Raw genomic sequence first — 23,383 nt, forward strand, 5'->3', positions numbered from 1 at the left:
ACCAAAAGCACGAAAACGCAAGGCGCAGCAAGGATTGGACTTGCCTTCACAGCACGCTAGGAGAACCTGCCGGATCCCCCGTTATGTTTCACCGGATATCCACGGCCCCATATGCTTTTCCTTCGGGACTTATTCGTAAAAAAATCAACCGATGCTAAAGGGTAAAAGCGTAGCTTTGTCCATAAGCTCCTTTTGCCGTCAATATGTCCTGGTTCATTTCAAGCAGATAAAAAAAAGGACAGGATCTGGATCCTGTCCGGTGTCGAGCGCGGTGGGCGCCGTTAGCATAATATTCAAATTATTTTTGCGGGAGCAGCTTCTCCGGGTTCACCAGCTTATCGCCTTCATACACCTCGAAGTGCAGATGATTACCGAGGTCCTTCTCAAGCTCATTGCGGCCGGCGGTAGCAATCGCATCGCCCTGCTTCACTTCAGCACCCTCGGAAACCTTCACCTCATTCAAGCTTTGGTACACGGTTCTCGTGTCACCCGATGTAACTTCCACCACGTTGCCGTTCAGCGGATGATTCTCCACGCGTGTCACTTTACCGGAAAGCGCGGCTCTGACTTCAAATGCTTGATCGTCGGCGGTTGCCAGATCAATCCCCAGGTTCGGGCTGAAGGTGTCGTTATATTGCACCATCGCCTCTTGATGCGTTTCCGGGGACTCCTCATCGAAGTAAGGCTTAACCACACTTACCGCAACGTCATCCGCTACAGGCCAAATCATCGATTGCGCATTCGCGGTCACTTCAACAGCTTCTCCGTCTTTGCCTTCCGCAGCCGGCGTCTCCGAACCTACTACCGATCCGGATACCGTACTGTTTTCCTCTTGTGGCTTCAGCGTTTTTTGGCTGGCGTCCTGGTAGACCCACACGAGGGTTAGTATAATTGCCGCTGCTGCTAAGTATGCTGCCGGGAACACCCACCGTTTGGATAATGCTTTCTTCCACGAAGACGACGTTGCCGACGAATCTCCCTGCACAGTTTTAGGAGCTTCTTCGTGGGGTTTAGTATTTTTGTTTTGTTCATTCATTTGCAATCACCTCAGTAACCTATTGTTACCGGGGGGAAATCTTTTATACGTTATCTCACTATTATTTTTTTAAGAGGTTGTTCAAAAAGTCGTCCTTTGATCACGAAGTGAATCAAGAAGTAACTCGGCATCGAATCTTGAATTCAGCCGGGCCTTCCGGTGCTCACGTACCTAAAACGTACGCTCTGCTCCTCAGTCCCTGGCTTCATTCAACCTTCTCGGTGCTGAAAATCCGACTTTTTGAACTCTCTTTTAAAGACAGAAGATTGGAAGTTTGGTCAAACGAAATATCCGTATAGTAGTGCTTCAGGATGTCCTGGGCCTTGTAGCCTTCCCGGGCCATCCCTTCAGCCCCGTACTGGCTCATGCCAACCCCATGCCCGTTGCCGTAGGTCGTAATCTCGATTTTCCCGTCTATCATCTTAAAGCTGAATTGGCTGGATTTCAGCCCAAGCTTCTCTCTCACTTCACGCCCTGTAAACGTCTTGCCTCCAACCTTCAGTCTCTCGATCCGATGACCTTCCGTATATGAAAGAATCTTCACGATCGGCGAACCGCTCCCCTGCCCGCCTGCCGATACCGGAACTGCGCCATCCGTAAGCCCTAGCTTGTCTATGAACTCCGCTCGGGACATTGTCACGGTCGTTTTATACTTTGGTGAAATCTTGACATCCCACGGGCTCTCCACGCTTCGCAGATAGGGAATCTCATTCTTCCAATAATCCTCTGAATTTTCCGTAAAGCCGTTGCTTGTCGAGAAAAAAGAAGCCGTAATCGGCTCTCCCTGGTAGGTCATGACCATTCCCCTCGTCTCGTCCACGGCCCGTTTGAGCTTCGCCAGCTCCGCTTCCTTCCCTGCTTGCTTCCATTCCTTCTCCAGCTGATCCTTAGACAGATAGGCCTGGTGGCTAATCGTATCCGTCACCACGGCCTTGGGGTCCGGTACACCGCTGCGGTCGCCGGACAACAGCCGCTGCACGATATAGGTCCGTGCAGCGATTGCCTGTGCCTTAAGTGCCTCCGGCTGGAATTCCGCCGGCATTTCGGCGGCGAGTACGCCGACCAGGTAGGTTTCCAGCGGGAGCTCCTCCACGGTGTCCGTCCGCGTTAGATAGACGGACACCGTGGGCTCCTCCGCCGCCTGCGGCTCGGCGGAAGGTACGGGCGCCGGGCCCGGCGGGAGCGGCTCTGGCTGGCCGTTGCCGGGGGCAACGACCAGCAGCGGCAGCGCAAGCGCCAGGGCCAGGAGCCCGGCTATGGCCCAGACGGCAGGGTGCACCCGCACCCGCCGTCTTCCGGCCGCCGGGCGGCGCCGCGCGGCAAAGCCGCGGCGCCACAGCCCCCGGGGCCGCGCACGGAACGCGCGGCCCCCGCGGGGGGCGCGGCCGTCCGCCGCCGCAGTGCGCGGCGGTCCGGCCGCGGGCTGCGGGCCATGCGGCATGGCCGCCGGCCCGCCAGGGTCCGGCGCAGCGCCGTGCGGCGCACGTGCGCCAGCAGGGCTGCCGGGCGGCGGCGTCTGCGCCGCCCGAAGGGGCCGGCCGGACTTGCCGGAGGCGTCCGGCCCGGGGCCGCGGTGCCCGCGCTGCCCCTGTGCCGGCTCGTATTGTTCCTCCTCGAGCCGGCCGGGCGAAGGGCGGCCCCCCTGGGCCTGCGGCTCAGGGGCTGCCGGGAACGCCCACTTCAATACCGGTGCGGCCGCGCCTTCCGTGAATTCACGATGCGCCTGAACATCATCCTCATTCGCTTGCACCGCCGGACCCAAAATTTGTTCCTTATCTGAAAGATGGACATTCATCCGATACTTGGAATCTTTCATTTGCGTTTCCCTCCTGACATCACTCTTCCAGCACTTTCGTTTCTACCTTTCGTACGCTCTACTTTATCTGTATGAAGCGAAGGGAATTGCTAGAACTGTTCTGAGAGAAAAGAAAGGGATTCAAATGGGGAGTAAACTGTCGGTATTAGAAACGGGGAGAGATCCTCTATCTGAGATCACATTCTTGTACGGGGCCATCAATAAATAAGAACAACCAATGTCGTATAAGAAGCTCCATCCCTACTTGTGAGCCCCATTATTGACGCTGCTTGAAAAATTAGATGGCATAGGCCTCCAGTACGCTTGCTTCAGTTATCTTTTTTATTACTAAAACATAACGCCTTACCAGTGATGAGAGTTCTTGCTGGATCGACGGAGAATACGAAAGCTCGCTGGACATAACAATTCTCCTAGAACTTCAGTATCGTTTCCGCTAGACCCACGCGATTCCGGATTAATCGAGCATAAGCTCCGATCCATAAACCATCCGGAAAGAAAGATCCCTGCGCGTTTCCCTGCAGCTGCGATCACTGCCTGGGCAAGTGCCTTTGCCGATTTGCGCATTTTTTGATATATAAACGACAAATGGCCTTGCCCTCAGGCAAAGCCATTTGCTACTCCGTATTAAATTCATGAATCTTGAATTAGAGAGTCTTCAAAAAACGAGGTCATTAAGCCCAGGTAGGCTGAACATTAAACAGTTTGCTGTCTTCCGCGTCGTCCGCAGGCTTCTTCGAAGCCTTCTCGGTGCCCGGCTCCTCCGTGGAAATTCTCCAAATGTCTGCGCCAAGACCCGACAGCTTCTCGGCTAAATTGACATAGCCGCGGTCGATATGCTGAACGCCGCCAACCTCCGTCGTGCCTTCCGATACCAAACCGGCCAGGATCAGAGCAGCTCCCGCACGCAAATCGGTAGCGGTCACTTTGGCTCCCTTCAGCTTGGCTCCACCGGTAACGATGGCAGAACGTCCCTCAACCTTGATTTCCGCATTCATCAGTTGGAACTCATCCACATGCATAAAGCGGTTCTCAAATACGGTTTCCGTCACGACACTTGTACCTTCCGACACCAGCAGAAGCGCCATCATCTGAGACTGCATATCCGTCGGGAAGCCAGGATAAGGCAGCGTTTTAACGTCTACCGATTTCAGCGGTTTGTCCGCAATAACGCGAATGCCGTTCTCATCCGGCAGGATCGTAACGCCCATCTCCTCCATTTTGGAGATCACTGGCCCCAAATGATCCGCAATTGCACCCTCGACGTACACATCGCCCCCGGTAATCGCGGCGGCAGCCATAAATGTGCCTGCCTCAATCCGATCCGGTATGACATGATGCTTCACGCCGTGCAGCTGCTCAACTCCCTCGATCCGGATAATCCCTGTTCCGGCACCGCGAACTTTAGCGCCCATGGCATTCAAGTAATTCGCCAAATCGACAATTTCCGGCTCTTTCGCCGCATTTTCGATAACCGTGACACCTTCAGCCAAGGTTGCGGCCATCATAATATTTTCCGTTGCGCCTACGCTTGCGACGTCCAGATATATCTTCGCGCCGCGAAGCTTACCATTGCTCTTTGCTTCGATATATCCTTGTCCGAGGCTGATCTCAGCCCCGAGTGCTTCAAATCCTTTTAAATGCTGATCGATCGGTCTTGTGCCAATCGCGCAGCCCCCCGGAAGAGAGATCCGGGTTTGTCCGCAGCGTGCAAGCAAAGGTCCCATGACCAAAAAAGACGCCCGCATCTTCCGCACCCACTCATAAGGTGCTTCACATGTCGTTATGTGCTCTGCATTCACACGAATGACTTCATCCTGATATGTAATGCCTGCACCAAGCGACTCCAATACTTTACTGATTGTAATTACATCGTCAAGAGGAGGAGCGTCAATAATAACACTTTCCCCAACTTCCCCTAGTAGAGAGGCAGCGATGATCGGAAGAACTGAATTTTTTGCTCCGCTGACTTTGACGCTTCCGGTCAGTCTTTTGCCACCGCGGACGATAAATTTGCTCATCATGGTTTCCCTCCGCGTCCATAATATTCCTCAAGCATAGTTGTAGTGCATTTCCTTGCTAATTCCCTAAATTTCATCTTATCATTGTTATTTTCCGCTAAACAAGCGATCTTTGAACTATTTATGACATCTGATACGGCGTTTAGTCCAGGAACTGAAAAACTCATGATGCACTTCCAAGACGCATCTGTTATCCACAGTATGGACCTATCGAAAGGTACCACGACTGACATGCAATTGTCAATGTGTAACCATTACCGGGAGAACAAGATAGTCCGGAAGTCATATCGTCCGCCCGATCGAATCCTTAACCTCAGTGTTCACATAATAAAATGTGTTTATTCGACATCTTCTTCAAGCAACCTAACAGAGATATAACCATTCGCACAATCATTCAAACAGGGGAGATATTTACAAATACCTAACCTTATGTACGGTTCAAAATTTCTTTCCCTAAGCTTGATGATGATACGCGGCTCACTCTTGCTTTAAAGCATATATCGGATCATTTGACTCCATGTAATATAGTCAATTAGAAATTCAGCAACAAAACGTCCTAATACGATGGCTAGCAGCAGATGCAGAAGCTTCCCCTGCGGTCCCTTCGGATGTCGGACGACCAAATCCAGTTTCAGATGTTGTAACGCCCACCATGCCAACGCAATACAAGCCAGGGAAACGATAATGGACATTAGTCCGTTAACCCCTACAGCACCGGAAATTGAATTGGATAAATCCTGATTCATGTTCCCTCCTCCATTCTTCAATTATCTGCCCATAAGGCTCGACTATTCTATAATACTTTGCCCGGACCGAAGAATCCAGCACTTTCTATCCGACATTTCCTCGGAAATAATAAAGATTGTCGACAAGATGATCAAATGTTCGGTCCAACGCAATTAGCAGAAGTCTAATCCCGGTATTGGCGTTTCTATTATGAACATTCATATTATGCGTATTTCCTCACAATTTAGCCTGTAACATCAACTATTCGCCTAGAATATACCATTGTTTGATCTTTTGATCATGGAACTATAATCCTTTTCTGATTAATTAGATTTCCAAATACTAGTAAAAATTGTTTTAAGTTCTTCCCTATGCAACAGTAATTATCCGTCACAAAAGATGCCGTATGCTTAAGCTCCCATTGCAGCATTCCCTCAAATTGCCTGTAGCTCCTGGAAGTGTTTTGCTCTCCCATGCCTGCAGTTCATCTTCTCCTATGCGTTCTATTGAATCTGTCTTAAGCTCTTTTTTTATGAAAAAAGCCTTGTTTTGATTCTTTGGTCACATGATTTCATTTATTAAAAAGAACCTCATTTCGAGGTTCCCATTGAAATTTCGGCTATTTATTTCTTTCAATTATACTGCCGTGGCAATATGAATCGTTCCGAAAGCAGGCACTGTTCCCGTCAGAAGCGCGGCCACCAACAAGTTGTCGACTGTGAGACTAAGACTGTTAAATCCAGGAATAACATAAGTGGTTACCGGTTCATTGACGCGGGTTAGGACGAGCCCCACCGCTCCTTCAGAAAAGTTGTTGACGATTATGGTGGCAGGATCGCCTCCTGTCAGGTTCTCGTAATAGGATTTACCGACTTGCGGCGCCAAATCAAATATTTGTTCCGGAAGCAATATAGCCATTGGAGTTACCTCCTCTCCTATTGGATGCTACAGTTTATGCTACGAATCTAGCAAAAGTTATGGATATTTGGTGCCTTATACCGGCATATTTTCATAGATTCATAATTTCCCCCTATCCGTTGGCTGATATTGTAGCTTGGGTCTAATCGTTCTGTAGCTTCTCCGTTTTTCGCGCAAAATAAAAAAGACAGCCCGCCGCAATAGCATTGCAGCCAAGCTGTCTGTACGATTAACCTTGGGTTACCTTAATCCGGTTCATCGCTCTTTGCAGAGCGAGCTCTGCACGGCGATGGTCGATTTCGTCCTGTCTTCCTTTCGCGTTCAAGCGGGCTTGCGCGCGCTCTTTCGCGGCTTCTGCACGCTCCCGATCGATTTCGTTCGCTCGCTCGGCGCTTTCAGCCAGGATGACAACCTTATCTTTGCGGACTTCGACGAACCCGCCTTGTACCGCAAACGGGGTGCGTTCATTACCGATCTTCACATAGACAGGAGCTATCTGAAGAGGCGTCACGAAAGGAATATGCCCAGGCAAAATGCCCAGCTCCCCTTCCACCCCGCGCACCGTAACACTGTTCACTTGCTCGGAATAAACGACGCGGTCCGGTGTTACGATTTCCAACAAAAAGGTGCTCACTTCCATCCCTCCTCACCGTTATCCGCGAATCACTCGCATACCAGGCTGCATGGCTGCAGCCCGATATGGTCAGATACACCCGCGAAGGTGTCCGGCTTACAGTGTTTTCGCTTTTTCAACTGCCTCTTCAATCGTGCCTACGAACAGGAAGGCAGCTTCAGGAAGGTGATCGTGCTTGCCTTCCAGAATTTCTTTGAAGCTGCGAATCGTTTCTTTAACCGGCACGTATTTACCCGGCATGCCGTTGAACTGCTCCGCAACGTGGAACGGCTGGGACAGGAAGCGCTGTACGCGGCGTGCACGAGCAACGATCGCCTTGTCTTCCTCGCTCAGCTCATCCATACCGAGGATGGCAATGATATCTTGAAGCTCGTTGTAGCGGGCAAGAATTTGCTTAACGCCTTGAGCGACATTGTAATGCTCTTCGCCTACGACTTCCGGAGTCAGAATCCGGGAGCTGGAAGCGAGCGGATCTACCGCTGGATAGATACCCATCTCGGAGATTTTACGCTCCAGGTTTGTCGTAGCATCCAAGTGAGCAAACGTTGTTGCAGGAGCCGGGTCCGTGTAGTCATCCGCAGGTACGTAAATCGCCTGGATGGACGTTACCGATCCTTTTTTCGTCGATGTGATCCGCTCTTGCAGACGTCCCATTTCGGTTGCCAGCGTTGGCTGGTAACCTACCGCGGACGGCATCCGTCCAAGGAGGGCGGATACTTCGGAACCCGCTTGCGTGAAGCGGAAGATGTTATCGATAAACAGAAGCACGTCCTTACCTTCTTGATCACGGAAATATTCCGCCATCGTCAGACCGGTCAAGGCTACGCGAAGACGAGCGCCCGGCGGCTCGTTCATCTGTCCGAATACCATGGCAGTTTTGCTGATAACGCCGGAATCGCTCATTTCATGATACAGGTCGTTACCTTCACGGGTACGTTCACCAACACCTGCGAATACGGAGATACCGCCGTGCTCCTGCGCGATGTTGTTGATCAGTTCCTGGATGGCAACCGTTTTACCTACACCCGCACCACCGAACAGACCGATTTTACCACCCTTTTGGTATGGAGCCAGCAGGTCGATAACTTTAATACCGGTTTCCAGCATCTCCGCTTGCGTCGAAAGCTCGTCGTAAGCAGGAGCTTCGCGGTGGATTGGATTGTTAACTTCGGAAACAACGTCTCCCGCATTGTCGATTGGCTCGCCAAGTACGTTAAATACACGGCCAAGCGTTGGGGCACCAACAGGTACCGTGATCGGAGCACCCAGGTCGACTGCTTCGATTCCGCGTACCAGTCCGTCTGTGGAGGACATTGCGATACAACGTACCAGATTGTCGCCCAGATGGTTAGCTACTTCCAGAGTCAGGTTTATAGAACGGCCGCCTTCCAATGCGCCTTCAATTTTGATGGCGTTAAAGATCTCGGGAAGATGACCGCGTTCGAATTCAATGTCAACAACAGCGCCTTGAATGCTGACAACGCGTCCTTTTTTCATTGTTTGATTTTCCCTCCTACACACTCACTATGGCAAGTGCTCTTCTTAAACCGCATATTTCATGATCGATAGATTCCGATAAAATATCAATGATATTACTGCTGCGCGTTTGCACCAGCGACAATCTCCGAGATTTCCTGCGTAATCGCTGCCTGGCGGGCACGGTTGTACGTCAGGGTAAGCTCCGAGATCAGCTTGCTTGCATTCTTCGTAGCCGCACCCATTGCCGTCATTTTCGCGCCAAGCTCACTTGCTTTGGCATTTAACATCGCGCTGAAAATGAGGGTTTCGGCGTATTTCGGAAGAAGCACTTCAAGCACGCGCTCCGGTGAAGGCTCGTATTCATAGCTCGCTACCGAGACGCCGCCGCCGATGTTCTCCATCGGGAGAAGCTGATCGACCTGCGGATCCTGCGTCAACGCATTAACGAAGCGGTTATAGCATACGAACAGCTCATCGATCTTGCCGTTCTCGTATTGGCCGACAGCCGCATTCGCAATCGCCTTGATATCGCCGAAGGTCGGGCTGTCCGACAATTCGGTCAGCTCTTCCACAACCGGCATTTCTCTGCGGCGGAAGTAGTCGCGACCTTTGCGTCCGATGACGAAAATGCAGTATTCGTCCTTGGATTGGTGACGTTCCGCAATGAAATTAGACACTTTACGCAAAATGTTGGAGTTCGACGCACCGGCAAGACCGCGGTCGGACGTAATAACGAGGTAACCGGTCTTCTTCACCTCGCGTTTCTCCAGCATCGGGTGGCTGATTCCTTGGGTGCCGGCGGCAATGCTGCCAACCACTTCTTTCAGCTTATCCGAGTATGGAAGTGCAGCGGTTGCTTTCTCCTGAGCTCTTCTGAGCTTGGCGGCGGCAACCATCTCCATCGCTTTGGTGATCTGCTTCGTGTTTTGGATACTCTTGATTTGCCGTTTAATATCACGTAATCCTCTTGCCATGATTTCACCACCTTAAAGCTTTGGCGAAGCCAAAGCTAACTTCGTAAGCGTAGACCTAACTTTGGCGGAGCCAAAGTTACTTCGTAAGCGTAAACTTAACTTTGGCTGAAACCAAAGTTGCTTGTTAATCCAGCTCGCTTTGGCTTTAGCCAAAGTTACATTCCATATGATGAAAGAGGATACCGGACATTGCCGCCCGGTTCCCCTCCTTGTGCCAAACCCAGGAGCTTAAACCGAAGCGGCAAAGCCCTTCTTGAATTGATCGATGGCTGCTTTCAGCGCGTTCTCGTTGTCTGCTGTCAGGTCTTTTGTATCCGTAATGGACTTCAGGATTTCTGGCTTGTTGCTCTCGATAAACGCCAGGAATTCCTTCTCGAAACGGCGGACATCCGCTACTTCGATGTCATCCAGATATCCTTTAACAGCGGTGTACAGGCTGACAACCTGCTGCTCAACGGACAGCGGCTGGTTGACGCCCTGCTTCAGGATTTCCATCAGCTTGGAACCGCGGTTCAGACGAGCGAGCGTCGATTTGTCCAGATCGGATCCGAACTGGGAGAACGCTTGAAGCTCACGGTATTGGGCAAGGTCGAGTTTCATACCGCCCGCAACCTTCTTCATCGCTTTAATTTGTGCGGAGCTACCAACCCGGGATACGGAGATACCTACGTTGATCGCCGGACGCTGACCCGCGTAGAACAGGTCGGACTCCAGGAAGATCTGTCCGTCGGTGATCGAAATCACGTTGGTTGGGATATATGCGGATACGTCGGAAGCCTGCGTCTCGATGAACGGCAGTGCGGTCAAAGAACCGCCTCCGAGCTCGTCGTTCAGCTTCGCAGCGCGCTCCAGCAAGCGGGAGTGCAGATAGAATACGTCACCCGGATACGCTTCGCGGCCCGGAGGACGACGGAGAAGCAAGGACAGCTCACGATAAGCTGCTGCTTGTTTCGACAAGTCATCATAGATGATAAGGGCATGCTCGCCTTTGAACATGAAATATTCGCCCATCGCGCAGCCCGCATAAGGAGCGATGTACTGCAGCGGAGCAGGCTCGGATGCGGAAGCGGTCACGATAATCGTGTATTCCAGCGCGCCGTGGCGGCGGAGCGTTTCCACAACCTGTGCAACGGTCGATTGCTTTTGACCGATCGCAACGTAAATACATTTAACGCCGCTGCCTTTTTGGTTCAGGATCGTATCGATCGCAACGGTTGTTTTACCTGTTTGACGGTCACCGATGATCAGCTCGCGCTGTCCGCGGCCGATCGGTACCATCGCGTCAATCGCTTTAATACCGGTTTGAAGCGGTTCATGTACCGATTTCCGGTCGATAACGCCAGGAGCGTTGCTTTCTACCGGACGGAACGCTGCAGCTTCAATCGGTCCTTTGCCGTCAAGCGGCTGGCCGAGCGGGTTTACAACGCGTCCAAGCAGCGCTTCACCGACAGGAACCTCCATGATCCGTCCTGTACGCTTAACCTGATCGCCTTCCTTGATCTCGGAGTAAGGTCCAAGGATAACGACACCGACGTTGCTCTCCTCGAGGTTGAGTGCAAGACCGGATACGCCGTTTTGGAACTCGAGCAGCTCCCCGGACATTGCATTCTCCAGGCCATATACGCGAGCAATACCGTCACTAACTTGAATAACCGTACCTACTTCGGAGACCGTGATATCGGATTTGTATTCTTCGATTTGACTTTTAATTAAAGTACTAATTTCTTCAGGTCTGATACTCAACGTTTTCACCCCTATCTACTATGCTCGTCTATTAAAAGACTTTTCGAGACGCTCCAGCTTGCCGGCGAGGCTTCCGTCATACAGCTTGTCGCCGATCACGACTTTCAAGCCGCCGAGCAGGCTTTCGTCTACCACATTGGTCACCCGGATATTCTGCTGAGCCAGCTGTCCGAATTCCGTGGCTACTTGTTCTTTTTCCTGATCGCTAAGCGGGTAGGTAGAATAGACTGTGGCATCCGCCATTCCCAGGCTGGCACCCTGAATCTTCACGTAACTGTTCAGAAGCTCGGCAAACATTTCCGTACGCCCTCTTTCAAGAAGCAGCTCGATGGTATTCAGCACAGGCTGCGAAACCTTTCCTGCTAACGCCCTTTTCAAAACGTCCATTTTTACGGACAGCGGAATATTCGGCGTGGAGATGAACTTCTGAATGTCCGCGTCTCCTTCGATCGCCGATACGACGGCGCGCAATTCCGCTTCCACTTCCAGACCCTTCTGCTGCTGAGCCGCCACGTCGAACAGCGCCCGCGCATACCGCTTGGCTGCTACTGTATTTTGGCTCATGGTCTGCCTCCTACCTCTTTAAGGTATTGGTCAACCAGTTCTTCCTGTGCTTTATCATTCTTAACTTCCCGTTCAATCAGCTTGGATGCAATCTTGACGGAAACGCTGCCCAGCTCGCTGCGGAGCTCTTCGACTGCCTTCTTCTTCTCGTTCTCGATATCCCGGACCGCTTCGGATTTGAGACGAACCGCCTCTTCCTTGGCTTGCTCCAGAATTTGCTCAGCCTGCTTGTTGCTCGTTTGTCTGGAACGCTCGATAATATCGTGAGCGTCTTGACGCGCTTGCTCCAGTGCCTTCTTCTGCTCTTCTACGTAAGCAGCCGCCTGCTGGCGGGTCTGTGCCGCTTCGTTCATCTGGCTCATAACCAGCTCACGACGCTGCTCCATGATGCCGAACAATTTGCTGAATGCAAATTTTTGAAGCAAAAAATAAAGAACAATAAACGAAATGATCGTGATTACGATATTTTCCCATAGAATGTTCATTGAGGTCACTCCTTTCCATCAACACGAAGTGCGGTGCCTAACAAAACGAAGGCGCGGATGGCATCGGCCCTCCCCGCCAAACCGTTGTATTGTTATTAAGAAAACATGATCAAGAACGCGATTACGGTAGCCGCCAAAGGAATAACCTCGACGATACCAACACCGATAAACATCGTCGTTTGCAATTGACCGCGTGCTTCCGGCTGACGAGCGATAGACTCAACTGTTCTGCTTACGATCATACCGTTACCCAAACCTGCGCCAAGAGCGCCAAGACCTACTGCAATAGCTGCTGCCAAAAATTCCATTGTTAAATATCCTCCTTAAAATTGGTTCATAATAGAGTGGTAGTGCTATAAATATATCTCTTTCGAAAAACACCGCTGTCACGGCGGATTCGTCCGAGTGAATCAATGCTCTTCATGAATCGTTGTTTGCGAAATGTACACCATGGTTAAGATTGTAAAGATAAACGCTTGCAGTGCTCCGATGAAGATACTGAAGCCTTGCCATGCGGCCATGAACGGAATACCGAAGAAGCCGGTTTTCAGAATGACCGTGATCAGAACTTCCCCTGCGAAAATGTTCGCATATAGCCGGATCGCCAGAGCGATTGGCTTCGCCAGGTTCTCAATGATGTTAAGCGGCAGGAAGATCGGGAATGGTTCGATATAGTGCTTCAGGTAATGCTTGCGGTTCAGCTTCAGGCCCAGGTAGTTCATGAGCACAAATACGACAAGCGCCAGCCCCGCAGTAACGGAAATGTCCGCTGTTGGTGATTTCCACCACAAGACGTGAGCGTAGTGTCCCGGCTCGAGACCAACCGTAGCCTCAATTGTCTTACCGAAGACTTTGAAATCTGCCGGCAAGTCGGTGATAACCGAGAACGGCAAGCCGAGCAGGTTCGCTACGAAGATGAATAGAATCAGAGTCAGGCCCAGGGATATGTACGCCTTCCCCTTCTTCAGATCCATAGCGCTTGCTACGACACCCTGCACAAATTCCACTACCCATTCCATGAAGTTCTGCAGTTTGGAAGGGTTTTCGACAGATAGATTCCGAACAGCCAGACGCACAAGCACAAAGACAATGATCCCTGTAACCAGCAGCATCATGACAGCGGATAGATCCAGACGGAATCCACCTAAATCAATAATCGGTGATTCATGCATAGAATTATTTTCACCCCTTTCCAAGTTAGCGCTGATCAATGATTGTTTCTCAAACTGAATACAATGCTGACAGGAATGGTCAACAATTGGGGGATGAACAGACCGGCGATAGCGCCGCCGAGCGACACTTGTTCGAGCTTCGCCGCGAAGACGACGATCAGAAAGCCGATGCATAGTCTCGTGATGAAGCCGAAGTTGTATCTCTTCGGTTCAGGATTGACAGCCAATTGTGCCAGCTGCTGCACTTTCATGGAAAGGAAGCGAACATTAAACAATCCCGCCGCCATGCCCATGATCATCCCCACGATGACGGGGCGATATTCCGGGTAAAGAGCCCATCCCAGAAACAAGGCAGACAATAAGAGCAATGATACTCTAAATACAGCGTTCACAATGGAAGTCAGATCATTCACTTTGTGCCCCCAGAAACTTTTTAATGAGAAGAGCAATATTCAAAATCCCTATAAAGAGCCCTAAAACGGTTCCAATCGCCAACCAGTATCTGGGCCCGTCCAGCCATTCGGCCAGCCACTTGCCTGTCAAAAAACCGATTACGATATACACGGCCAGTAATCCACCGGCCCCGCTGATATACAGCGCTATCAACCAAGGGTTGTCTTGACTATTCGGATTTTTCATATAAACCTCTAATCCCAACTCATTTTACTGAATATGACAAGACTTTGTCAATGAATCGATTTTTTGATTTTCCGTGTAAAATCGGGCGTTTTGGGCTCCCTAAACTGCGCAAAACGCCGCGGTAACCGTACAGTTCAACTGTATGCTGTCCCCTTGCGAATCAGAATGCGGCAAACTATGCCTTTGTGAACATTCTGTGAAATTCTTCGGGGCGTTCTTTGAGGATGCCAAAATGGTGCAAAATCGCATTGACAATCCGCTGGGAAGCTTGTCCATCGCCATATGGATTCGCCGCCTTGCTCATCTTCTCATACAGCGCATCATCCGTCAGAAGAGCCTTAATCCGACTATATACCTGCTCTTCTTCCGTCCCTACCAGCTCCAGCGTTCCGGCCTCAATGCCCTCCGGACGCTCGGTCGTATCCCGGAGCACCAGCGTCGGTACGCCGAAGGAAGGCGCCTCCTCCTGCATGCCGCCGGAATCGGTAATGATGAGGTGCGTATGCGGGTAGAAATTGTTCATATCCACCACATCCAGCGGATCAATCAGCTTGATGCGCGGATGGTCGCCCAGAATCCGGTGAGCCGGCTCCTTCACCGCAGGACTCGGGTGAACCGGATAGACGATCGCAATATCCTCGAACTCATTGGCAATGCGCTTCACAGCCTCGAAAATTTGACGATGCGGCTCCCCGTGGGATTCCCGGCGGTGCGCCGTCATCAGGATCAGTCGCTTGCCCTCGGCCCAATCCAGCACCGGATGCGTATAGTCGTCACGCACCGTATATTGGAATACGTCCGTAGCCGTATTGCCCGTTACATAAATGCGCGACTCCGGCTTGTTCTCTCTGCGGAGATTGTCCGCGGACCATTCGGTCGGCGCGAAATGGACATCCGCCAATACGCCGGTCAGCTGCCGATTCATCTCCTCCGGATACGGAGACAGCTTGTTCCATGTCCGAAGGCCGGCTTCGACGTGGCCGACCTGGATCTGCTGCAGGAAGGCCGCATAGCTCGCCAGGAACGTCGTCAGCGTGTCGCCGTGCACGAGCACGATATCCGGCTTAGCCTCGCGCAGCACCGGCTCAAGACCTTCCAGAACGCGAACGGTGATTTCATTTAATGTCTGGCGTTCCTTCATGACGTCCAGGTCATAGTCCGGAACAATCTTGAACACCTCAAGCACCTGATCCAGCATCTGTCGGTGCTGGGCCGTAACGCACACCACGGATTCAATATGCTCTGGGTGACGCTGCAGCTCCAAAATGAGCGGCGCCATCTTGATCGCTTCAGGGCGCACCCCGAATATGGTCATCACTTTCACTTTAGACATGGCTGATATTACCTCTCCTTATCATCCTTGCTTCCGATCCCGCCGGCCTCCCTGGTCAGGCAAGCCGGTTAGCGGACAGTCAGCGGATTCTATTATTTCGTCCCGTAGAGCCGGTCTCCCGCATCGCCTAAACCAGGTACGATGTATCCATGGTCGTTGAGACCCTCGTCCAATGCAGCAACATAGATGTCCACATCCGGGTGCGCTTCCTGGACCGCCTTAACGCCTTCCGGCGCGGCTACGAGATTCATCATTTTAATCTGGGTGCAGCCCCGCTTCTTCAAGACGTCGATCGCAGCAATCGCGGAGCCTCCTGTTGCGAGCATCGGGTCGATTACGATCAATTCTCTTTCGGTCACATCAGTCGGCAGCTTCGTGTAGTATTCCACGGGCTGCAGCGTTTCCGGATCACGGAACAAGCCGACGTGCCCGACCTTTGCTGCCGGCAGAAGCTTGACCACCCCGTCCAGCATGCCTAAACCGGCACGGAGAATCGGCACCAGCCCGAGCATGCGGCCCGAGATAACCTTGCCTTCGGTTTCGGCGACCGGGGTTTGGACGGAAATCGTTTCAAGCGGAACCTCCCGCGTGATTTCATAAGCCATTAATGTCGCGACCTCATCTACAAGCTCGCGAAAGTCTTTTGTGTTAGTCCGCATATCGCGAATAAATGTTAGTTTGTGTTGAATCAACGGGTGATCACAAATCACCAATTTTCCCATGTCAGGTCCCTCCGGTTGGATACAAATATGTTTTCAATATGGGCGTATAATATGGTAAGCTCCATAAATCCTGTCTATTATATCATTCCCTCCGGCCATTTGACACCCGCATAGGTCATGTTTCTTTCGACTCGAAGGGCACGTTAAAGCTCCTCGCCACCCACCCTATATACGGTTCCCATTTTTTCCAACAAAGATGCTCCTTCCAGGATTCAAACGACCTGCCTCTCGCAGCCGAAACCCTCCATATGCAAAAAAAGGGTATTCCTGCAGGTTCATAACCCTGAGGAATACCCACCCCGTCGATCCCGATTAGTACTTGAGGTCCGGATACAGCGGATACTGATCCGTCAGCTCGGCAACCATACGGCCTGCTTTCTCGAGCGTCGCCTCATCCTTCGGAGCCTTCAGCGTCATCGCGATGATCTTCGCGATGGTCACCATGGCCTGCTCATCCATGCCGCGCGACGTAACCGCCGGCGTACCGATCCGAATGCCGCTGGTAACGAACGGGCTGGTCGGGTCGAACGGAATCGCATTTTTGTTGACGGTGATGCCGATCGAATCCAGCACCTTCTCCGCATCCTTGCCGGTGATATCCAGATTGCGCGTATCCACCAGCATCAAATGGTTATCCGTTCCACCGGAAACGATGTTCAGGCCTTCCTCAATCAGCGTGTCGGCCAGTACCTTCGCATTGTTCACGACATTTTGAGCATAGATCTTGAAGGACGGATCCAGCGCTTCGCCAAGAGCAACAGCCTTCGATGCGATGACATGCATCAGCGGTCCGCCCTGCGATCCCGGGAATACGGCCTTGTCGATCGCTTGCGCCCAAGCTTTTTTGCACAGAATCATGCCGCCGCGCGGCCCGCGGAGCGTCTTATGCGTCGTTGTGGTCACGAAATGCGCGTGCGGAACCGGATTCGGGTGAAGACCAGCCGCAACAAGACCTGCGATATGAGCCATATCGACCATAAACAGCGCGCCGACATCACTCGCGATCGCGGCCAGCTTCTCGAAATCAATGATGCGCGGATAGGCGCTGGCACCGGCAACGATCAGACGAGGGCGATGCTTGAACGCCGCTTTGCGGACTTCATCATAATCAATGAGGAACGTGTCCTCTTGAACGCCGTAAGCCACGAAATTGTACAGCAGACCGGAGGCATTGACCGGGCTTCCGTGCGTCAGGTGACCGCCATGGGCAAGGTTCATGCCAAGAACGGTATCGCCAGGCTTGAGCGCTGCAAGGTATACCGCCATATTCGCCTGCGCGCCGGAGTGCGGCTGCACGTTGGCATGATCGGCTCCAAACAGTTCCTTCGCACGGTCACGAGCGATATCCTCGACAATGTCGACACGCTCGCATCCGCCGTAGTAGCGTTTGCCTGGGTAGCCTTCCGCATATTTATTGGTGAGGACGGTGCCCATCGCTTCCATGACCGCTTCGCTGACAATATTCTCCGATGCAATCAGTTCGATATTGCTGCGCTGGCGCTTCAGCTCCAGCTCCATCGCTTCAAGTACAGCAGGATCGTTCTTACGCAAATGTTCCATCATTTTTATATCCTCCTATGATCCAAAATCTTACTATAAATATCCTGTTTCCGTATTACACAGGGCCAACTACCAAATGGGATGTGGGGCAAGTACGTGAAATGTTTCTACAATCGCTGTTGCTCCCGGATTTCTTTGATCTATTGAATTCATCCAAGGTAGAAATCCGTTCACAAAGGCGAACACTACCATTTTTTCGAAATCATTTCACTCCCTTGCCTGCATCTCTTTCTTTAGTTAACCCTACAAACAAACAAAACAGGATGTCCAAGCCGTTCCAATCGAATCAATTGCATGATCCGGAATCCGCATCCGGCACCTGGCGATAAACGGCCCGCTCTCCGCCGATCAGCTTCGGCCGGGTATAGGCGGCCGTAACCCGAGCCTCGCCGATATACCGCTCACTCGGCCTGAAGGGAACCGCCACGCTGCGCAGATGCATGCCGATCAGCGTCTCGCCGATGTCGATACCCGCATGCGCCTGAATGGATTCCGCCAGGCAAGGCTGCTTCATGCTGCGGTAGGCGCTGGCTGCCATGGAGCCGCCGGCTCCGGGAATCGGCACAGCCGCCACTTCCGTCAAGCCAAGCCGCTCAAGCAGCTCGCGCTCAACGACCAGCGCTCGGTTCAGATGCTCGCAGCATTGGAAGGCCAGCGAGAATCCGTACTCCGCCTGAACCTCGGCAATGCCTTCAAGCAGCTGCTGCGCCGTCTCCAGCGCGCCGCCTGTCCCGATCCGCTTGCCCGCAACCTCGCTCGTGCTCGCGCCGATGACCAGCACCTTGCCCGGTCCAAGCTTCGCCGTCTCGGCGAGCTCGCGGACGATGCGGGCGGTCTGCCCGTTTAAGGAAATGTTGGAAGCATCGCTCATGCCACAGTCCTCCCTTAATAGTCTCTACGTCGCTTCATGCCCTAAGTCCCTCACAGCTTGTATTGCGAGGAACCGTCCGGAATACAGCCCAAATGGCCTTACGGAAAGAAACGTCCTATCCGTTCTTTAGGTAGCGTTCCTCGATCGCCTTGATCTTGTTGACGCGGCCGACATGACGCTCGCCGTGACTGAACTCGGTTGTCAGCCAGGCGCTGACGATTTCCGCAGCAAGACCAGGGCCGACTACGCGTTCGCCGAGCGCGATCACATTGCTGTCGTTATGCTCGCGAGTCGCTTTGGCCGAGAACACATCATGCGTCAGGGCGCACCGGATTCCCGGCACCTTGTTCGCCGCGATGCTCATGCCGATGCCGGTTCCGCAGATCAGAATGCCGCGATCGGCTTCGCCGGACACGACCTTCTCGCATACCGGCAGCGCATAGTCCGGATAGTCGACGGAATCGGAGCAGCCGCAGCCGAGATCCTCCACCTCATGTCCAAGGCTGCGAATAACCTCCATGATCTCCTCTTTCAGGCGAATGCCCGCATGATCCGTGCCTAGTGCAATTTTCATCGATGAAACCCCCTCATATGTTCGCTTTCGCGTGATTAGCTTGTTTCATTATAACCCAAATATCCCGCAAAAGACGAAAAAAGAGCAGTCGGCGCACACGTAGTGCTCCAATGCTCTTTGCCCAGGCGACCGGCCGTATACTCCGGTGCTCCACCGTGGTTTCATCCACTTCGTCGCCAGTTACACCGGATCTATTGTTGTTTCCCCTACATCTTAAATCAATCGTCCGGGAAAGGCAAGCGGCTTTTTTAGCCACGCCTGCAGCTGTGCCTTTTCCACTCACGCGCTCGGATGCCAGAGTCATAATTCGTCCGCCCGCAGCAAGCGATTACGCCGGCCCGCCCGCATTCAGCTTGTCCAACAAACGAAAGAGCGCCGTCCGAATCTCGGCCGCGGTCGCTTCATACTCTTCCTTCGTGCCGCCGAACGGGTCCGAGATATCAAAGCTCGGAATGCGCTGGCGAAGCTCAATCAACCGTTCGCGATCCTTATCGCTGACATTTTGACCAAGCGCTCGGGCCAGCTCAATCGATGCGTACAGACTGTCTTGCTCCTGCAAATCTGCAAGCACCTTGCTGTCATTCTCAACATATTCCTTTAAGGTATGCATTTTATCGGCCGCGTGAGGAAACTGCCGAATGGCATATTGCTTATGCGATTGGGTCAGAGTCAGAACGAGATCAGCCCATTCCACCAGCTCTGAGGTGAGCGGCTTGGATACGAGCTCGTCCCGGATATCCTGATCCCGCAGTACGGATTCCGCATGATGGGACACCGGCATGCCATCTATCGCCGATACGCCGGCGGATCGCACCTCCAGCGGAATGCCCCGCTGCTTCGCCAGCTTGCGCAGCATCCCTTCGGCCATCGGACTGCGGCAGGTATTTCCGGTGCAGACAAATAGTATCTTTTTCACAGTCTTAAGGCTCCCTCCCGTCAGTATTAGGTCACTAGGGATATTGTATCAAATCTCATCACAAATTTCGCAACTTCTATATTACTCGGACAAATGATTCCACAAAAGTTACTACTCTGCCGGTCAACGAATTCCCGCATTCATCCTCATTTCATATCCGGTGTGCCTTACCGCCCGTATCAGACAATAAACATCACGCCGAACACAACCAAAATAAGTCCTCCCAGCATCTCGCCGTACTCGCCCAGCTTGCTGCTGACCTGACGGCCCAGCATCAAACCGAGAATCGACATCAAGCCGCCGACAACCCCGAAGGTTACAACGATCAGCGTTACATCATGCACGAACATGCCCAGCGATAATCCGACCGAGAACGAATCGATGCTGACGCTAAGCGAGAACAACAGCATACCCAGCAGTGCGGATGGATGAACGAGCTTGCCCTCGCCTCCGCGAAAAGCGTTATGGATCATATGGCCCCCGAGCAGAACCAGCAATCCGCCGGCGGCAAGCCCGGTAACCTGTCCCAGCAGCAATCCGACATAACGGCCGGCAGCCAGCCCCAGCAGAGGCATCAGCATATGAAACAGGCCGATCAGAAAGCTCATGCCCAGCATATGACGGTGGCGCAGCCTACCTCGCAAACCGACGCCGATGCCAAGCGAAAACGCGTCTAGCCCGAGTGCAACCGCCATGAGCAGAATCGCCGCAAGCTGTCCCGATTGGACAGACGCCTCCAACATGCCCATTCCCCCAAGTCTCATGGTCTTGTACACCATATGCGGACAAGGGATAAATGATTCCTGATCGGCTTTGGAAAAAAAGGCTGCGGTTAAAGATCCACGTCGATAACGCGATGCCCTGCCGCCTTCAGCAGCCGGTTCATCACCGCGGCGCCGAGGCCCTCTTCAGGGCAGGCTTCCGCAAGAATGAAGGTGGCGCCGGCCTCATCGAACCGGCGCAGGCCGGCGTACAGCCGGCGGGCCGCTTCCTCCGGCGCGGCCTGGCGGCCGAGCGGGACTGCCACGTCCGCGCGGTAGCGACCGATGTGCTCGTCGAACGACAGCACTCCGGTCACCTCGCCGCGGCGGGCGGCGGCCGCAAGCTCGGCCGCGATGCGGGCCGCTACCGCTTCGGCGTCGCGGCCCTGCACCACGCACATCGCGCCCTTCGGCGCGTAGTGCGTGTATTTCATGCCCGGCGAGCGGGGCGCCGGGCTCTCCGCCTCCCCGGCGGCGCTTGTTAGCGCCGGGTCGAGGCGCACGCTTGCCGCCACCGCGGCAAGCTGCTCGGCCGTGACGCCGCCGGGACGGAGCACCGTCACGGCACCGTCCTCGCCGGCTTGCACGACCGTCGACTCGACGCCGACCCCGGCAGGGCCGCCGTCAAGCACGCCGTCAATCGCGCCGGCCAAATCCTCCAGCACATGGCCCGCAAGCGTAGGGCTCGGCCGGCCGGAGCGGTTCGCGCTCGGCGCGGCCAGCGGGCATCCGGCCGCGCGAATAAGCGCGAGCGCAGCCGGGTGGTCAGGCATTCGCACCGCGACCGTGTCCAGCCCCGCCGTCACACGGGACGACACGGCACCCGGCTTCACGGGCAGCACCAGCGACAGCGGGCCCGGCCAGAACGCCTTCATCAGCGCACGCTCGGTATCGTTTACCCGAAGCGCCAGGTCATCCAGCTGGGACAAATCCGATATATGCACGATCAGCGGGTTGTCCGAAGGCCTTCCCTTCGCCGCAAATATACGTTCAACCGCTTCCGTGCTTCCCGCATCGGCGCCCAACCCGTAGACCGTCTCCGTCGGGAAGGCGACAAGCCCGCCGCCTGCAAGCACCCGGCCCGCTTCAAGCAGAGCCTGCTCCTCTTCCGGAGTTCGGCTGCCGGATTCCATCGATTCAATACCGATACGCCACACCTTCGTCGGTTGTGACTGCGGGTCAACAGGCTGTTCGTTATGTTCCAATTGGCGGCTGTCCTCGCGGCCGCTTGCAGTATGTTCCATTTCCTATCCCAAGCTTTCTGTTTATGAAGTATATTAACCATCAAGCACGCGCCTTGCTCAAGCTAATCCCAATGGCTTTAGAGTTGATACTTTTTGACATTTAAAAAAGCGCTTCGATTCTTCAGTCCCGTCCCGGGTCCCCACCCGGGCAGCCGGTCGCGCTAAAGAGAAAGCACTCTTCTAAATGAAAGTGTATCACACTCGACTCGAATTGAAAATCAAACAGCCTGCATGTCTTCCTAATCAATCTTTCCGAATATCATCCTATGCATCCGCTAGATTATCCAAACAATCCTGCCACCCAATTCCAGATCCCGATAAACATATCCCATAAGAAAAACCGGACTTCAGGCTCGGTATCGCCCGCATTGACTGGCTCATCCGCCTGGCTCTTATCGGCTTGCGCCGAGACGGTCTGGACGCCGGCATCCGCCGGCTGCGCCGCCGCGTCTCCGCTGCCCCCGTCGATGAAGCACAGCGGCGGGAACAACACGCACCACCAGTTCTGTCCCTGTCCCTCGCCAAGCGTGATGCGCACCGCATCATAATCGCCTGCCGGATAGACCGTGCCGCCGTACAGCTTTGTCGGGAACGGTACGACGCCGAGTTCCACATTGTAGCTGTAGGTGATTCCCCGTTTTCTCAGCTCTTCGCCGACCAGCTGGCGAATTTCCGGCAGATGCCGGCTCGTCAGCGCCTTAGCTTCCTCGAGGCTCTGCGGGTTATCCAGCTGCTGAACCCATAGCTGCATTTGCTCCACGACCGCATCGCGGATTTCCCGCTTCACAAGCTGATCGGAGGGACTGTCGGAATTGGCCAAGATGCGCAGCCGGATCGATTCCTGAGGAATCGGCCCCCCCACAACAGAAGCATCAATTCGCTGACCTTCCCACACGGTAATGACCATAAACATACAGGATAAGAGCAAAATCATTTTTTTTACGATAATACGGAGGGTTTCGCTATAATGGTTCATCTTGGACAACCGCCTCTCTATCAACCGATAATCTATGATGCTATCAGTATGTCCGGCCTCCGAAGATCTAAACGTGAATCTAGCAATTTGTTTAAAAAGATGATAGAGACACCTGTCGCAAGGTCTTTCAAACCATATCCCCCGTTACCCTGTCAGCCCTCCAATAGGTTACTTCCCTGCCTAGGGCTAATCACAGGCTCATTTCTTGTCCTTACAAAAAAT

General features: G+C 53.2%; 24 protein-coding genes and 1 riboswitch. All 24 genes read right to left on the reverse strand.

Features of this window, described 5'->3' with window-relative positions:
* Nucleotides 1-298: 298 nt before the first annotated feature.
* A complete protein-coding gene (locus J2Z18_RS00605; protein ID WP_028405639.1) occupies nucleotides 299-1,036 on the reverse strand; it encodes a M23 family metallopeptidase in 738 nt (245 codons plus the stop codon).
* 205 nt (nucleotides 1,037-1,241) lie between these two features.
* Nucleotides 1,242-2,852, reverse strand: coding sequence for a stage II sporulation protein D (gene spoIID / locus J2Z18_RS30300; RefSeq protein WP_245255797.1), 1,611 nt, complete (start codon nucleotides 2,850-2,852; stop codon nucleotides 1,242-1,244).
* Nucleotides 2,853-3,523: 671 nt separating this feature from the next.
* Nucleotides 3,524-4,870 carry a UDP-N-acetylglucosamine 1-carboxyvinyltransferase gene (gene murA / locus J2Z18_RS00615; RefSeq protein WP_028405641.1) on the reverse strand — a complete coding sequence of 449 codons (1,347 nt, stop codon included), beginning with the start codon at nucleotides 4,868-4,870 and terminating at the stop codon, nucleotides 3,524-3,526.
* A gap of 488 nt (nucleotides 4,871-5,358) precedes the next feature.
* Nucleotides 5,359-5,616, reverse strand: a complete 258-nt coding sequence (locus tag J2Z18_RS00620) for a DUF1146 family protein (RefSeq protein ID WP_007128772.1) — start codon at nucleotides 5,614-5,616, stop codon at nucleotides 5,359-5,361.
* Between the two features lie 616 nt (nucleotides 5,617-6,232).
* The gene (locus tag J2Z18_RS00625; protein WP_007128773.1) at nucleotides 6,233-6,514 is read right to left on the reverse strand and encodes a hypothetical protein; all 282 of its coding nucleotides are present in this window, start codon (nucleotides 6,512-6,514) and stop codon (nucleotides 6,233-6,235) included.
* 229 nt (nucleotides 6,515-6,743) lie between these two features.
* A complete protein-coding gene (locus J2Z18_RS00630) occupies nucleotides 6,744-7,148 on the reverse strand; it encodes a F0F1 ATP synthase subunit epsilon (RefSeq protein WP_007128774.1) in 405 nt (134 codons plus the stop codon).
* Between the two features lie 96 nt (nucleotides 7,149-7,244).
* Nucleotides 7,245-8,645, reverse strand: coding sequence for a F0F1 ATP synthase subunit beta (atpD, locus tag J2Z18_RS00635; RefSeq protein ID WP_007128775.1), 1,401 nt, complete (start codon nucleotides 8,643-8,645; stop codon nucleotides 7,245-7,247).
* Nucleotides 8,646-8,740: 95 nt separating this feature from the next.
* A complete protein-coding gene (gene atpG, locus J2Z18_RS00640; RefSeq protein WP_007128776.1) occupies nucleotides 8,741-9,601 on the reverse strand; it encodes an ATP synthase F1 subunit gamma in 861 nt (286 codons plus the stop codon).
* A 228-nt stretch (nucleotides 9,602-9,829) separates the two neighbouring features.
* Nucleotides 9,830-11,344, reverse strand: a complete 1,515-nt coding sequence (gene atpA / locus J2Z18_RS00645) for a F0F1 ATP synthase subunit alpha (protein ID WP_007128777.1) — start codon at nucleotides 11,342-11,344, stop codon at nucleotides 9,830-9,832.
* A gap of 18 nt (nucleotides 11,345-11,362) precedes the next feature.
* On the reverse strand, nucleotides 11,363-11,908 hold the full coding sequence (locus J2Z18_RS00650; protein ID WP_007128778.1) for a F0F1 ATP synthase subunit delta: 546 nt from the start codon (nucleotides 11,906-11,908) through the stop codon (nucleotides 11,363-11,365).
* Nucleotides 11,905-12,393 carry a F0F1 ATP synthase subunit B gene (gene atpF, locus J2Z18_RS00655; protein WP_007128779.1) on the reverse strand — a complete coding sequence of 163 codons (489 nt, stop codon included), beginning with the start codon at nucleotides 12,391-12,393 and terminating at the stop codon, nucleotides 11,905-11,907. Before atpF ends, J2Z18_RS00650 begins: the two co-directional genes overlap by 4 nt.
* Nucleotides 12,394-12,488: 95 nt before the next feature.
* On the reverse strand, nucleotides 12,489-12,701 hold the full coding sequence (gene atpE / locus J2Z18_RS00660; RefSeq protein ID WP_007128780.1) for a F0F1 ATP synthase subunit C: 213 nt from the start codon (nucleotides 12,699-12,701) through the stop codon (nucleotides 12,489-12,491).
* 102 nt (nucleotides 12,702-12,803) lie between these two features.
* Nucleotides 12,804-13,565, reverse strand: coding sequence for a F0F1 ATP synthase subunit A (gene atpB, locus J2Z18_RS00665; RefSeq protein ID WP_007128781.1), 762 nt, complete (start codon nucleotides 13,563-13,565; stop codon nucleotides 12,804-12,806).
* A gap of 35 nt (nucleotides 13,566-13,600) precedes the next feature.
* A complete protein-coding gene (locus J2Z18_RS00670) occupies nucleotides 13,601-13,978 on the reverse strand; it encodes an ATP synthase subunit I (protein WP_007128782.1) in 378 nt (125 codons plus the stop codon).
* Complete coding sequence (locus J2Z18_RS00675; protein WP_007128783.1) at nucleotides 13,971-14,204, reverse strand: AtpZ/AtpI family protein; 234 nt, start codon at nucleotides 14,202-14,204, stop codon at nucleotides 13,971-13,973. The genes J2Z18_RS00670 and J2Z18_RS00675 overlap by 8 nt, the downstream gene beginning before the upstream one ends.
* Before the next feature lie 175 nt (nucleotides 14,205-14,379).
* Nucleotides 14,380-15,537, reverse strand: coding sequence for a non-hydrolyzing UDP-N-acetylglucosamine 2-epimerase (gene wecB, locus J2Z18_RS00680; protein WP_007128784.1), 1,158 nt, complete (start codon nucleotides 15,535-15,537; stop codon nucleotides 14,380-14,382).
* Nucleotides 15,538-15,629: 92 nt separating this feature from the next.
* Nucleotides 15,630-16,259, reverse strand: coding sequence for a uracil phosphoribosyltransferase (gene upp, locus J2Z18_RS00685; RefSeq protein ID WP_007128785.1), 630 nt, complete (start codon nucleotides 16,257-16,259; stop codon nucleotides 15,630-15,632).
* A 312-nt stretch (nucleotides 16,260-16,571) separates the two neighbouring features.
* Entirely contained in the window at nucleotides 16,572-17,822 is a 1,251-nt protein-coding gene (gene glyA / locus J2Z18_RS00690) for a serine hydroxymethyltransferase (protein WP_144868394.1), read from the reverse strand.
* A gap of 283 nt (nucleotides 17,823-18,105) precedes the next feature.
* On the reverse strand, nucleotides 18,106-18,690 hold the full coding sequence (locus tag J2Z18_RS00695; protein WP_144868396.1) for a TIGR01440 family protein: 585 nt from the start codon (nucleotides 18,688-18,690) through the stop codon (nucleotides 18,106-18,108).
* A gap of 115 nt (nucleotides 18,691-18,805) precedes the next feature.
* Nucleotides 18,806-19,264 carry a ribose 5-phosphate isomerase B gene (gene rpiB / locus J2Z18_RS00700; protein WP_007128788.1) on the reverse strand — a complete coding sequence of 153 codons (459 nt, stop codon included), beginning with the start codon at nucleotides 19,262-19,264 and terminating at the stop codon, nucleotides 18,806-18,808.
* 112 nt (nucleotides 19,265-19,376) lie between these two features.
* A riboswitch (ZMP/ZTP riboswitch) is annotated at nucleotides 19,377-19,458 on the reverse strand.
* A 134-nt stretch (nucleotides 19,459-19,592) separates the two neighbouring features.
* The gene (locus tag J2Z18_RS00705; protein ID WP_028405647.1) at nucleotides 19,593-20,180 is read right to left on the reverse strand and encodes a low molecular weight protein arginine phosphatase; all 588 of its coding nucleotides are present in this window, start codon (nucleotides 20,178-20,180) and stop codon (nucleotides 19,593-19,595) included.
* A gap of 179 nt (nucleotides 20,181-20,359) precedes the next feature.
* Complete coding sequence (locus tag J2Z18_RS00710; protein WP_210094001.1) at nucleotides 20,360-20,923, reverse strand: manganese efflux pump MntP; 564 nt, start codon at nucleotides 20,921-20,923, stop codon at nucleotides 20,360-20,362.
* An 89-nt stretch (nucleotides 20,924-21,012) separates the two neighbouring features.
* Nucleotides 21,013-22,074 (reverse strand): L-threonylcarbamoyladenylate synthase, encoded by a 1,062-nt coding sequence (locus tag J2Z18_RS00715; protein WP_245255814.1) that lies wholly within the window; start codon nucleotides 22,072-22,074, stop codon nucleotides 21,013-21,015.
* A 391-nt stretch (nucleotides 22,075-22,465) separates the two neighbouring features.
* Nucleotides 22,466-23,161 carry a stage II sporulation protein R gene (gene spoIIR / locus J2Z18_RS00720; protein WP_144877966.1) on the reverse strand — a complete coding sequence of 232 codons (696 nt, stop codon included), beginning with the start codon at nucleotides 23,159-23,161 and terminating at the stop codon, nucleotides 22,466-22,468.
* Nucleotides 23,162-23,383 lie beyond the last annotated feature (222 nt).

The organism is Paenibacillus lactis (assembly GCF_017873605.1).
Lineage (GTDB): Bacteria > Bacillota > Bacilli > Paenibacillales > Paenibacillaceae > Paenibacillus_AQ > Paenibacillus_AQ lactis.

What these genes read in the sequence shown, in the direction of transcription:
- J2Z18_RS00605 (WP_028405639.1), bottom strand. Translation starts at nt 1,036, where the DNA reads ATGAATGAACAAAACAAAAATACTAAACCCCACGAAGAAGCTCCTAAA.
- upp (WP_007128785.1), bottom strand. Translation starts at nt 16,259, where the DNA reads ATGGGAAAATTGGTGATTTGTGATCACCCGTTGATTCAACACAAACTA.
- J2Z18_RS00650 (WP_007128778.1), bottom strand. Translation starts at nt 11,908, where the DNA reads ATGAGCCAAAATACAGTAGCAGCCAAGCGGTATGCGCGGGCGCTGTTC.
- murA (WP_028405641.1), bottom strand. Translation starts at nt 4,870, where the DNA reads ATGAGCAAATTTATCGTCCGCGGTGGCAAAAGACTGACCGGAAGCGTC.
- J2Z18_RS00710 (WP_210094001.1), bottom strand. Translation starts at nt 20,923, where the DNA reads ATGTTGGAGGCGTCTGTCCAATCGGGACAGCTTGCGGCGATTCTGCTC.
- spoIIR (WP_144877966.1), bottom strand. Translation starts at nt 23,161, where the DNA reads ATGAACCATTATAGCGAAACCCTCCGTATTATCGTAAAAAAAATGATT.
- J2Z18_RS00620 (WP_007128772.1), bottom strand. Translation starts at nt 5,616, where the DNA reads ATGAATCAGGATTTATCCAATTCAATTTCCGGTGCTGTAGGGGTTAAC.
- atpB (WP_007128781.1), bottom strand. Translation starts at nt 13,565, where the DNA reads ATGCATGAATCACCGATTATTGATTTAGGTGGATTCCGTCTGGATCTA.
- J2Z18_RS00675 (WP_007128783.1), bottom strand. Translation starts at nt 14,204, where the DNA reads ATGAAAAATCCGAATAGTCAAGACAACCCTTGGTTGATAGCGCTGTAT.
- atpE (WP_007128780.1), bottom strand. Translation starts at nt 12,701, where the DNA reads ATGGAATTTTTGGCAGCAGCTATTGCAGTAGGTCTTGGCGCTCTTGGC.
- rpiB (WP_007128788.1), bottom strand. Translation starts at nt 19,264, where the DNA reads ATGAAAATTGCACTAGGCACGGATCATGCGGGCATTCGCCTGAAAGAG.
- wecB (WP_007128784.1), bottom strand. Translation starts at nt 15,537, where the DNA reads ATGTCTAAAGTGAAAGTGATGACCATATTCGGGGTGCGCCCTGAAGCG.
- atpD (WP_007128775.1), bottom strand. Translation starts at nt 8,645, where the DNA reads ATGAAAAAAGGACGCGTTGTCAGCATTCAAGGCGCTGTTGTTGACATT.
- spoIID (WP_245255797.1), bottom strand. Translation starts at nt 2,852, where the DNA reads ATGAAAGATTCCAAGTATCGGATGAATGTCCATCTTTCAGATAAGGAA.
- atpG (WP_007128776.1), bottom strand. Translation starts at nt 9,601, where the DNA reads ATGGCAAGAGGATTACGTGATATTAAACGGCAAATCAAGAGTATCCAA.
- glyA (WP_144868394.1), bottom strand. Translation starts at nt 17,822, where the DNA reads ATGATGGAACATTTGCGTAAGAACGATCCTGCTGTACTTGAAGCGATG.
- J2Z18_RS00625 (WP_007128773.1), bottom strand. Translation starts at nt 6,514, where the DNA reads ATGGCTATATTGCTTCCGGAACAAATATTTGATTTGGCGCCGCAAGTC.
- J2Z18_RS00695 (WP_144868396.1), bottom strand. Translation starts at nt 18,690, where the DNA reads ATGAGCGATGCTTCCAACATTTCCTTAAACGGGCAGACCGCCCGCATC.
- atpF (WP_007128779.1), bottom strand. Translation starts at nt 12,393, where the DNA reads ATGAACATTCTATGGGAAAATATCGTAATCACGATCATTTCGTTTATT.
- J2Z18_RS00715 (WP_245255814.1), bottom strand. Translation starts at nt 22,074, where the DNA reads ATGGAATCCGGCAGCCGAACTCCGGAAGAGGAGCAGGCTCTGCTTGAA.